This window comes from Allorhizocola rhizosphaerae (assembly GCF_003426775.1).
In the GTDB taxonomy this organism is placed as follows: domain Bacteria; phylum Actinomycetota; class Actinomycetes; order Mycobacteriales; family Micromonosporaceae; genus Allorhizocola; species Allorhizocola rhizosphaerae.
Genome location: NZ_QJUG01000263.1, coordinates 1 through 10,617 on the forward strand (window position 1 = coordinate 1; position 10,617 = coordinate 10,617).

At 66.5% G+C, this 10,617-nt stretch carries 10 protein-coding genes and 2 pseudogenes; 5 read left to right on the forward strand and 7 right to left on the reverse strand.

Going from position 1 to position 10,617, the window contains the following annotated elements:
- From DM816_RS35980 to DM816_RS36010, 7 genes and pseudogenes are all read right to left on the reverse strand, one after another.
- Window positions 1–216, reverse strand: a pseudogene (locus DM816_RS35980) (hypothetical protein); the annotation flags it as partial.
- A complete protein-coding gene (locus tag DM816_RS35985) occupies window positions 216–857 on the reverse strand; it encodes an RNA polymerase sigma factor (protein ID WP_246002552.1) in 642 nt (213 codons plus the stop codon). The pseudogene DM816_RS35980 and the gene DM816_RS35985, both read right to left, overlap by 1 nt.
- Before the next feature lie 17 nt (window positions 858–874).
- Window positions 875–2,233: a GH1 family beta-glucosidase gene (locus tag DM816_RS35990; RefSeq protein ID WP_117214991.1), complete on the reverse strand. Its 1,359-nt coding sequence runs from the start codon at window positions 2,231–2,233 to the stop codon at window positions 875–877.
- 598 nt (window positions 2,234–2,831) lie between these two features.
- A complete protein-coding gene (locus tag DM816_RS35995; protein ID WP_162908182.1) occupies window positions 2,832–3,443 on the reverse strand; it encodes a GNAT family N-acetyltransferase in 612 nt (203 codons plus the stop codon).
- Window positions 3,444–3,523: 80 nt separating this feature from the next.
- Complete coding sequence (locus DM816_RS36000) at window positions 3,524–4,450, reverse strand: carbohydrate ABC transporter permease (protein ID WP_117214993.1); 927 nt, start codon at window positions 4,448–4,450, stop codon at window positions 3,524–3,526.
- Window positions 4,447–5,430 (reverse strand): carbohydrate ABC transporter permease, encoded by a 984-nt coding sequence (locus DM816_RS36005; protein ID WP_117214994.1) that lies wholly within the window; start codon window positions 5,428–5,430, stop codon window positions 4,447–4,449. The genes DM816_RS36000 and DM816_RS36005 overlap by 4 nt, the downstream gene beginning before the upstream one ends.
- Before the next feature lie 373 nt (window positions 5,431–5,803).
- Window positions 5,804–7,147, reverse strand: a complete 1,344-nt coding sequence (locus DM816_RS36010) for an ABC transporter substrate-binding protein (RefSeq protein ID WP_117214999.1) — start codon at window positions 7,145–7,147, stop codon at window positions 5,804–5,806.
- A 267-nt stretch (window positions 7,148–7,414) separates the two neighbouring features.
- Between DM816_RS36010 and DM816_RS36015 the strand changes: the two genes are divergently transcribed.
- From DM816_RS36015 to DM816_RS36035, 5 genes and pseudogenes are all read left to right on the forward strand, one after another.
- Window positions 7,415–8,143, forward strand: coding sequence for a methyltransferase domain-containing protein (locus tag DM816_RS36015; RefSeq protein WP_117214995.1), 729 nt, complete (start codon window positions 7,415–7,417; stop codon window positions 8,141–8,143).
- Between the two features lie 39 nt (window positions 8,144–8,182).
- Window positions 8,183–9,178, forward strand: coding sequence for a chymotrypsin family serine protease (locus DM816_RS36020; RefSeq protein WP_117214996.1), 996 nt, complete (start codon window positions 8,183–8,185; stop codon window positions 9,176–9,178).
- Window positions 9,171–9,359, forward strand: a complete 189-nt coding sequence (locus DM816_RS36025) for a hypothetical protein (protein WP_117214997.1) — start codon at window positions 9,171–9,173, stop codon at window positions 9,357–9,359. The genes DM816_RS36020 and DM816_RS36025 overlap by 8 nt, the downstream gene beginning before the upstream one ends.
- Before the next feature lie 11 nt (window positions 9,360–9,370).
- Window positions 9,371–10,387: an adenosine deaminase gene (locus DM816_RS36030; RefSeq protein WP_425455317.1), complete on the forward strand. Its 1,017-nt coding sequence runs from the start codon at window positions 9,371–9,373 to the stop codon at window positions 10,385–10,387.
- An 8-nt stretch (window positions 10,388–10,395) separates the two neighbouring features.
- Window positions 10,396–10,617: pseudogene (locus DM816_RS36035) on the forward strand (ABC transporter); the annotation flags it as partial.

Consider the following 10,617-nt stretch of genomic DNA (forward strand, 5'->3'; position numbering starts at 1 on the left):
GTTGGCGACCGCGACCCCACCGGCCGCGAGCGTCACCGCGAACAGCACGGTGAGCTTGATGCCGACGGCGCGCCGCAGCCAGAACCGCCGCCGGGCGGGCCGTGCGCGGAACGCCGCCAACGCCGCCTCCTCGCCCGTGAGCTCGTATGGCTGCGGCGGAGCCGAGGCGGCGGCCAGCACGGCCGCGAGCCGGTCCGACGGCGGCACAGGCTCCATCACGACCCCTTTGTCTCCCGCGCCGGTGCTGGCTCGGTGGACCGGACGGGCTCCGTCACGTCCCCTTCAGCGCCTTTGGCGTCGGCCAACCCGTCGAGCTGTTCGGCCAGCCGCCGCAGGCCACGATAGACGGCCGTGCGCACCGCCCCCGAACGCTTGCCCAGGACCTGCGCGGCCGCGGCCGGTTCAAGCCCGACCACGACCCGCAGCAGCACGGCCTCGGCCTGATCGCGGGGGAGCGTAGCGATGAGTGCCAGCGCGGAGTCGGTGGTGAGCGTCTCCAACGCCGCCGCGGCCGTGTCGTCGTCGGCGGTCAGCTCCGCCAGCACGTCGACGGGCATGGTGACCGCCGGGCGCCGCTGGTGGCGGCGCACGTGGTCGAGGGCGCGGTGTCGGCCGATGGTGAGGGTCCAGCGCCGGAAGGCCTCGCCGTCGCCCCGGAAGGTATGCAGGTCGCGCACCACATGCAGCCATGTCTCCGAGGCGACGTCTTCGGCGTCGGAGCCGACCAGCAGCTTCATATAGCGCAGCAGTCCGGGCTGGATGGCCCGGTAGAGGGTCCGGAAACCCTCCTCGTGACCTTCGAGGGCCGCGCGCACCGCCATCGACAAATCGGGCGCTACGCCGTCCCTCGAATCCACATTCGTGAGTCTAAGGGTTACACCTGGTTATCGCGGATCACCCCGCTGTACCAATGCGCACTCCTTTTAGGGATGCGTTGCTGGGTGGCGTAGTCCACATAGACCAGCCCCCACCGCTCGTCGTATCCCTCCTGCCATTCGAAGTTGTCCATCAGCGACCAGACGTGGAAGCTCTCCAGGTTGACGCCGTCGGCGATGGCGCGATGAGCCGCCGCGAAGTGGTCGCGGAAGAACGCGATCCGGCCCGCGTCGTTGACCGTCCCATCAGGACCCACCTCGTCCGGGGTCGGCAACCCGTTCTCGGTGATGGTCAGCGGGATGTCGCCGTAGTCCTTCTTGACCCTGGTCAGGATGTCGTACAGCCCTTGCGGGTAGATCTGTTGCCAGAATGCCTTGCTCAGCGGGTGCTTCTGCTCGGTCTGACCGGACGCGGTGACGTAGATCGGGGTGTAGTACTGCACCGCCAGCAGATCGATCGGTTCCCCGATGGTCTTCAGGTCCCCGTCCAGGACATGATCGGCCATCGGCGAGATCCCTGCGATCGCGGCCAGCGTGTCCTCCGGATAGGCGGACTTGAAGATTGGGTCGAGATAGAGCCGGTTTTCGAAGCCGTCCAGCTTGTGCGCCTGTTCCACGGCCTGTGCGCTGTCGTCGGCCGGATAGCACGGGTGCAGGTTGAGCGCCGGCCCGATGCGGGTGCCGTTGTTCAGGTAGGGGCGCATCGCCTGGACTGCCAGCCCGTGCGCGAGCATCTGGTGGTGCGCCACCACATAGGCTGCCGCGGGGTCACACCGGCCAGGTGCGTGACTGCCGCTGAGGTAGCCGTTTTGCACGATCGTCTTGGGTTCGTTGAGGGTGAGCCAGGCGGGCACCGCGTCGCCGAGGGCCTGCGCCACGATCGCGGCGTAGTCGGCGAAACGATATGCGGTCTCACGGTGCTCCCAGCCCCCGAGGTCTTGCAAAGTCTGCGGGGTGTCCCAGTGGTAAAGCGTCACCATTGGCGCTATGCCGCGCTCGTGCAGGCCGGCCACGAGGCGCTTGTAGAAGTCGAGTCCCTTGGCGTTTACGGGGCCCCAGCCGCCGGGCAGCACCCGGGACCAGGAGATCGAGAAGCGATACGACCGCATCCCCAACTGCTTGATCAGGTCCAGGTCCGATTGCCAGCGATGGTAGTGATCGGCCGCGGTATCGCCGGTCTCGCCGTTGCGGACCTTGCCCGGGCTGCGGCTGAAGGTGTCCCACACCGATGGACCACGGCCGTCCACATTGGCCGCTCCCTCGATCTGGTACGCGGAGGTCGCCGCGCCCCATACGAAACCCTCCGGGAAGCTCAGTCCCAGCCTGGGTTTCTCATCGCTTTGCGCGAGTACCGGCATGCTTTGCTCCTTGCTTGCTCATGGGAACGCTCCCATCACCGAGCATAGTTCAGTCAAAGGTCTGGTGTTTGACGGGGATGTCTATAAGGTGTGGAGACAGGGAAGGGCAGTCCCTGTCTCCACTTGGGTGCTCACATTCCTACTTTTCCACATAGGAGTGTGACGCGCGGGAGCCGTTTGGCACGCGACGTAAGTCGCACCGCCCTGAAAATGGGCGGCTGTAGGCCTCCTTTCGAGCACCCGGAGGACGAGTCGGTCGCCGGTCGTAGGGAGATCGGCGACCGGCCCGTCTTCCAGGATCATTACGTAGGTCCGGCTTCAGCATCCGGGCTGGCTTCGGCCGGAAACTAAATATTGATGACCTTCCGTGGAAGCGTTCCCACGGCTGTTGTTTCAGACGATAGCGAGTTGTGAATCCTTGCGCAACGGTTTCGAAACGTCTGGTACTTCCAAAGACAAGGTGACCAGGTCGGTTCGAGCGATTTTCGAGGTCAACGGGGTCGCAACTAGGGTGACACGCCATGGGCCGATTTTCCCGTGCCACCCCTCGCAAGGGGGACATCGGGCCTGAGAACCGCGCCAAGGGCTGAGCCATAGCTCAGTCTCGCCAGAGAGTCCACTGCGGTGGGCCGAAACGCATGGGCGGCTCGCCCATGACGTGGAAGCCGTGCCGCTGGTAGAACGTGAGGTTGCGGGGGTTGGACGACTCCAGGTAGATGGGCAGGCCGCCCGTCACGTGCTCCAGCGCGTGGTTGATCAGGGCGGAGCCCAAACCCGCGCCGCGAGCTGCCGCCGAGGTGCCGATGAACTCCAAATACCAGTGATTCTGCGGTACCAGGCGGTGCAGCCGCTCGATCTCGCCGAGCCGGCCGAGCAGGCGCGGCAGGCGGGCCCGCGCGGCCACGGCGATCGGCAGGGCGGCCCGCAGCATCGCGCTCGTGGGCACCTTCCACGCGTGGGGTGGGGACCACATGGCCACGGCCTGCCCGTCGTGTGTCGCGTACACATGGCCGTGGGGAATGGCCTGCCGCAGCAGGGCACCAAACAGCCGCTCCCGGCTGCGCTGCGTGTCGGGCAGCATCCAGGCCCACACCGGGTCCCCGTCGAACGCCTCGGCGAGCGTGCGGGCCAGCCGCGGCAGATCTGCGGAGCCCGCGCGCCCAATGGTGGCGATGGCCGGGCGGCGCCTAGAGGAGCGTGGATCGTTCATGACGAATGCCTCCGGCAAGGTGGTCGCGGACCTGGCGTTCAGGCGGGGCGAGGCGCCGCCGCCCAGCATTGGCGTCAATGTCAGCCCTTCACGCTTCCGGCCAGCAGTCCGCGGACGAAGAACCGCTGCAGCGACAGGAAGACGATCAGCGGGATCACGATGGAGACGAACGCACCCGAGGTCAGGCGCTGCCACTCGTTGCCGCGGGTGCCGGCGAGCTCGGCCAGGCGCACGGTCAGCGGGCGGACGTCCGAGCCGCTCGAAAACACCAGCGCCACCAGCAGATCGTTCCACACCCACAGGAATTGGAAGATGCCGAACGAGGCGAGCGCCGGGACGATCAGCGGCAGCACCACCTGCCGGAAGATGCGGGCGTGGCCGGCACCGTCGACCCGCGCGGCCTCGATGACATCGCCGGGAAGCTCGGCCATGAAGTTGTGCAACAGGAACGTGCCCAGCGGGATGGCAAAGGCCGTGTGCGCGAACCACACCTGCGCGAACGACGCGGTGCCCTCCAGGTCGAAGGTGGAGCTGAAGAACTGCAGCAGCGGCACGAGCGCCATCTGCAGCGGCACGATCTGCAGGGCGAAGATGCCGATGTAAACCCAGTCGCGCCCGCGGAATTTGGTCCACGCCAGCGCATACGCCGCCAGCGCGCAGAACGCCAGCGGGAACAGCACGGACGGGATCGTGATCACCAGTGAGTTGATGAAGAACCCGGCCAGCCTTCCGGACGAGGAACTGGTACCAAACAAAACCTCTTGGTAGTTGTCCAAAGTGAACTGTGGCTTGGCGAAGAAGTTCCACCACCCGTTGGACTTGATCTCGTCTTCGGGCCGGATCGACGAAATGAACAGGCCGAACGTCGGCACCGTCCACAGTAGAGCGATGATGAGCGAGGCAGCGCTGGCCCAGCGGCTGGTCAGGCGCTTGCGCACCCGGCCGGCCGCCGTGCGCTGTGGCGTGGTCGCGGTCGGGATGGCGGGAGCTTCGGCATGGGCGGTCACATTGCCTCCTGACGACGGCGCCGGATCTGGCGGATCTGGTAGAACACGATCGGCATGACGAGGATGAACAGGAAGACCGCCAGCGCGGACGACCGGCCGTTGTCCCCGGCCACGAACGCCTGGCTGTACATCTCGTTGGCGATGACGCTGGTCTTGAAGTTGCCGGCGGTCATGGTGCGCACGATGTCGAACACCTTGAGCGTGGCGATCGAGATGGTCACGAGCACGACCAGCAGCGCGGGGCGGATGCTCGGCACGGTCACCCGCCAGAACATCTGCCACGGCGTCACCCCGTCGATCCGCGCGGCCTCCGTGATCTCCGCCGGGATGGCCTTGATCGCCGCGGACAGCACGACCATCGCGAACCCGGCCTGGATCCAGATCAGCACGGCGATCAGGAAGAACGTGTTGGGCCCCTCTTCGAGCAGCCAGTTTTGCGGTGTGCCGCCCAGCCAGACCACGATCTGGTTGAGCAGCCCGATCTGCTCGCCCTGCTCGGCGGAGCGGTACGCGTAGATGAATTTCCAGATGATGCCGGCGCCGACGAACGAGATCGCCATGGGCATGAAGATGAGCGCCTTGGCCACCGATTCGAACCGCGCCCGGTCGACCAGCACGGCGTAGACCAGGCCCACGGTGGTGGCCACGGACGGTACCAGCAAGACCCACAGCAGGGTGTTGCGCAGCACGATGCGGCTTTCCTCCTGGGCGAACATCCACAGGTAGTTCTGCAGGCCCACGAACTGAGTGGAGTCACCGTTCATGAAGGAGAAGGCCAATGTGCGGATGGCCGGGATGATCAGGCCGATGGTCAGCATGATCACCGCAGGGGCCAGGAACCCCAGGGCGACCCAGCGGTCTTTTCGGCCGGAGACCCGGTCGAGCACCAGCAGAAGCACGCCGATGATGGCCAGGAAGGCGACGATGCCGTAGAGCAGCATCGTCATCTTCGGGGCCTCGGCCTCCCAGTCGAAACTCATCTGTAGACCACCTTAAAAGACCACCTTCTATGAAGCGGTGAAGGGGGACCCACCGAAGTTGAGGTCCCCCTTCTTAACACAGTTCTTTCCGCACCGGAGGCGCCCGATCGCTTCGCGCCCGGCCACATCCGTGCAAGATCACGGCTTCGCCTGAACGGAGCAGAATACCCGCAGCGGATGTGCCCGGATCGCTTCGCGCCCGGCCACATCCGTGCAAGATCACGGCTTCGCCTGAACGGAGCAGAATACCCGCAGCGGATGTGCCCGGATCGCTTCGCGCCCGGCCACATCCGCGCAAGATCACGGCTTCGCCTGAACGGGGTCAACCGTCGCCTCCCGCTTGCCGGGACGGTCGGCGCCTGGCGAAAGGCCTCTACTTGGGCCAGGACGCCTCGATGGAGTCGAGCGTGCTCTTGGTGTCCTTTCCGGTGATCCAGTCGGTCATGCCCTTCCAGAACGAGCCCGCGCCCACGCCCGACGGCATCAGGTCGGAGCCGTCAAAGCGGAACACGGTCTTGGGGTCCTGCAAGATCTTGACGGACTCCTTGTCGATCGGGCTGGCCACGTTGTTCAGGTCGAGCTGCTTGTTGGCCGAGACCCAGTTGCCCAGCTTGGCCCGGCTGTTCGCGTGGTGCGCGCTGGCCAGGTAGGTCTGGACGGCCTGCACCTCGGGCCGGTCGTTGAACGCGACCACGAACTCACCGGCGCCGAGCACCGGCTTGCCCTTGCTGGGGTCGACCGGCGGGAAGTAGAACGCGAACACGTCGCCGTCCGCGGCCACCTTCGCGCTGTCGGGCCACTGGTTGGCGTAGAACGACGCCTGCCGGTGGAACGCGCACTTGCCCTGGACGATGGGCAGCCCGCCGTCCTGGAACGCGGTGGTGGCGATGGACTTCACGTCACCGATGCCGCCGTTGACGAAATTCGGGTTCTTCAGGATGGAGCCAACCCGGTCGGTCGCCGAGGCGATCTTCGGGTCGTTGAACGGGATGGAGTGCGCAACCCACTGGTCGTACACGTCGGGGCCCTGGTCGCGCAGCAGGACATCCTCGATCCAGTCGGTGGCCGGCCAGCCCGTGGCCACACCCGACTCGATGCCGGCGCACCACGGTTTGATCCCGGTGCCCGCGATGGTGTTGCTGAGCGCGATCAGCTGGTCCCAGGTCTCCGGGACCTTGTAGCCCTTCTCCTGGAACATCTTGGGCGAGTACCAGACGAAGCTCTTGACGTTGGAGCCGAGCGGCGCACCATAGAGGTTGCCGTTGAACGTCGCGTACCGCAGCCAGTCGGCCGAGTAGTTCTGCGTGGCCAGGGACTTGGTCTTGTCGCTGACTGGCTTGAGCTTGTTGCCCTTGACGAACGTGTCGATCAGGCCCGGCTGCGGGACGAACGCGACATCCGGCGCGTTATTGCCGTTGACCTTCACGTTGAGCTGTGTTTCGAACTCCCCGCTGCCCTCGTATTCGACCTTGATGCCGGTGCAGTCGGCGAATTGCTTCCACGACTCTTGGAGCAGGTCGGCCTCCTTGTCGCGAATGGACGCGTAGATGGTGACCTTCTTGCCGGCGTGGCCGGCGTAGTCCTTGAACGCTGTGCACTCCGGCTTGTCCAGATTGTCTTTTGCGCCCGTGTTGTTGCCGCCGCACGCGGCGACGGTCAGCGCCAGCCCGGCCGCGCCCACCAGCGCGACCAGTCTTTGGCGTGTATGAGAGGCCATCAGCACGTTCCTCCTCGGATCGCTTCTGCAAGACAACGCAAATCATGTAAGGGTTTTCGAGAGCGTGTCCAGATCTCATCTTGGCAGGCTTCGTAACGGTTTGGCTACTTGGTGGAAACCTGTCACGACCTGCAGCGGCTGCGCTCGGCCCGCTCCGCGGCCGGGCGCGGCCACGCCAAGAGCACGGCTTGCTTGAAGAAACCTGACCCACAGGAGTGCCGGCGTGATATAACAGTACGGACGTACGGTTTAGTGGGGAGGTGGGCCATGTGGGACCCACAGGTGTATCTGAAATTCGCCAGCGAGCGGGGGCGCCCGTTCCATGATCTGATCGGGCGGATCAGGGCCGTGGAGCCGCGCTCCGTGGTCGATCTGGGTTGCGGGCCGGGCAACCTGACCCAGACCCTCGCGCAGCGCTGGCCCGGTGCCGCGATCAAGGGGGTGGACGCGTCACCGGAGATGATCGCGGCCGCGCCCGTGTCGACCGTGCGTTATGAGGTGGGGGATCTGCGCGAATACGTGCCCACCGAGGACGTGATCGTCACCAACGCGACGCTGCAGTGGGTCGACGGGCACGACGAGCTCCTGCAGAAGTGGGCCGCGCCCGGCCGGTGGATCGCCATGCAGGTGCCCGCCAACTTCGACGCGCCGTCACACCTGCTGTTGCGCGAGCTGGCCCCGGAACACGCCGGGCGGCGCACCGTGGGCGATGCCGTGCATTACGCGCGGGTGTTCCGTGCGGCCGGGTGCGTGGTCGACGCGTGGGAGACGACCTACATTCACCAGCTCCCGCTGGTCGAGGGCGCGCGGCATCCCGTGCTCACGTGGATGAGCGGCACCGCGCTCAACCCCGTGCGCACGGCACTGTCCGAGCCGGACTTCGCCAAGCTGTGTGATGAGCTCGAAGCGGGCCTGTGGAAGGCGTACCCGGCGCACGACTCGGTCGTCGACTTTCCGTTCCTGCGTGTCTTCGCGGTCGCATATCGAGAGCGATAACATCGTGTGATCATCGTCCACTGAGGAGGAATTGGCGCCATGTCCGAACCGATGCCCGTACCCCCGGCGGTCCCGTCCGAGTTCGAAGACATGGCGCGCACTCAGATGTCCGTGCAGGATCAGCTGCTGTCGATCCAGAGCGTGGTCGGCGTGGCGCTCGGGCGCAAGCTGGTCAGTGGGCAGGAGACGAATGACCGGGCGATCGTCGTGCTCGTCGAGGACAAGCTGGCCGAGGCGGTCCTGCCCGCCACCGACGTGGTTCCGCACGCCATCGGGGGTATACCGACCGATGTGCAGGCGATAGGCAAGCTGCGTGCCGGGCCCCAGCCCCTGGCCACCGTGGAGGCGATCGCTCTGGTGAAGCGGACGCGCCCGGTGCTGGGCGGGGTCAGCGTCGGCCACCCCGCCATCACGGCCGGCACGGTCGCCACCGGGTGCTATGACGCGTCCGCGTTCCCGGGCAGCCCGGGCAGGTTCTACCTGCTGAGCAACAACCACGTGCTGGCCGACACCAACAAGGCCGCGGTGGGCGACGCGATCCTGCAGCCGGGCCGGTACGACGGGGGCACGGCCGAGGCCGACACCATCGGCAGGCTGAGCCGGTTCGTGCCCATCCAATTCCTGGACGGCTCGGCCACGCCACCGGTCAACGAGGTCGACGCGGCGCTTGCCGAGGTCGACCTGTCCGATCTGGACAGACGCATCCACTGGGTGGGCAACCTGCGCGGAGTGGTGGCCACCCCGGCCGTTGATCTGCTCGTGTCCAAGTGCGGGCGCACGACCGGGTTCACCACCGGCCGGATCGTCAACATCAACGCGACCGTGGACGTGAACTACGGCGACGGCCGGGTGGCGCGGTTCGTCGGCCAGCTGATCACCACGCCCATGTCCGCGCCCGGCGACTCGGGCAGCCTGGTCGCCGATCTGCACGGCCACGCGGTCGGCCTGTTGTTCGCCGGTTCCACCCGGGCGACCGTCGTCAACCCCATCGAAGCGGTGCAACGCTTACTGGGGGTGAAAGTGGCCGATGGGTGAGGCGATGCGGGAAGCGCTCGCCGAGGCGCAGAAGTGGGTCGGCACCGTGCCAGGCGTGGTGATGGTCGGGCAGGGGCGCGACACTGTTGACGTCTGGGTGACGATGCCGGTCGAATTGCCTGAAACCATTTTGGGGGTACCCGTGCGGGTGCACGAAACGCCGCCGATTGAAGCGCAGTAGTCTTAGCGATCATGGAGCTGCAGGAGTTCATTGCCGCACTGCCGAAGGCCGAGCTGCACGTGCACCACGTCGGGTCGGCCTCGCCCCGGATCGTCGCCGAGCTGGCCGCCCGCCACGCGGGCGCGTCGCCGGTACCAGCTGATGAAGAGCTTTTAAAGGAATACTTCACGTTCACCGACTTTGCTCATTTCGTGGAGATCTATCTGAGCGTCGTCGATTTGATCCGTGATCCGGAAGATATTCACACGCTCACCTATGGGATCGCGCAGGAGCTGGCGGCGCAGAGCGTGCGCTACGTCGAGCTGACCTGCACGCCTTATTCGAGTGTGAAGCGGGGGATCGCTGCGGAGGCGTATTGCGAGGCGATCGAGGACGCGCGCGCCATCGCCCGGCGCGATCTCGGGATCGAAATGCGTTGGTGCTTCGACATTCCGGGCGAGGCGGGGCTCACAGCGGCGGACGAGACGCTGCGGGTCGCGTTGGAGTGCAAGCCCGATGGGCTGGTGAGTTTCGGGCTGGGCGGGCCGGAGATCGGCGTGCCGCGCCCGCGGTTCAAGGCGCACTTCGACGCCGCGCGGGCGGCGGGCCTGCACTGCGTGCCGCACGCGGGTGAGACGACCGGACCCGACACGATCTGGGATGCGCTCAATGTGCTTGGGGCGGAACGGATCGGGCACGGGATCTCGGCCGCGCAGGACCCGGCTCTGCTGGCCCATCTCGCGCAGACGGGTGTGCCGCTTGAGGTGTGCCCGACGTCCAATGTGCGCACTCGGGCGGTCGCCTCGCTCGACGAGCATCCACTTGCGACACTCGTGGGGGCGGGTGTGCGGCTGAGCATCAACTCCGACGACCCGCCCATGTTCGGCACGACGCTCAACAATGAATACGCGGTGGCGGCCTCGCTGCTGGGACTGTCCCGCGATGGCGTGGCCGAGCTGGCCCGCGAGGCCGTGCGGCATTCGTTCGCCACGGAAGACATGAAGGCCTCGATTCTCGCGGAGATCGATGCATATGTGACCCGAAGTTGAGGTAACGCATGGGTGTGACCGGTGGGCTGGGTGGAGCGCTTGTTGGACTGCGGGATGCGGTGGCGTCGGCGCGTTTCCCGCTGCAGCTGCCGGGGGCCGACGACGCCGCGAGCCTGGCCCGCGCGACGGCGGGCCAGCTGGACGACTACCTGATCCCGCGGCTCGCCCGGCTGGACGCGCCGCTGCTGGCCGTGGCGGGCGGCTCCACCGGCGCGGGCAAGTCGACGTTG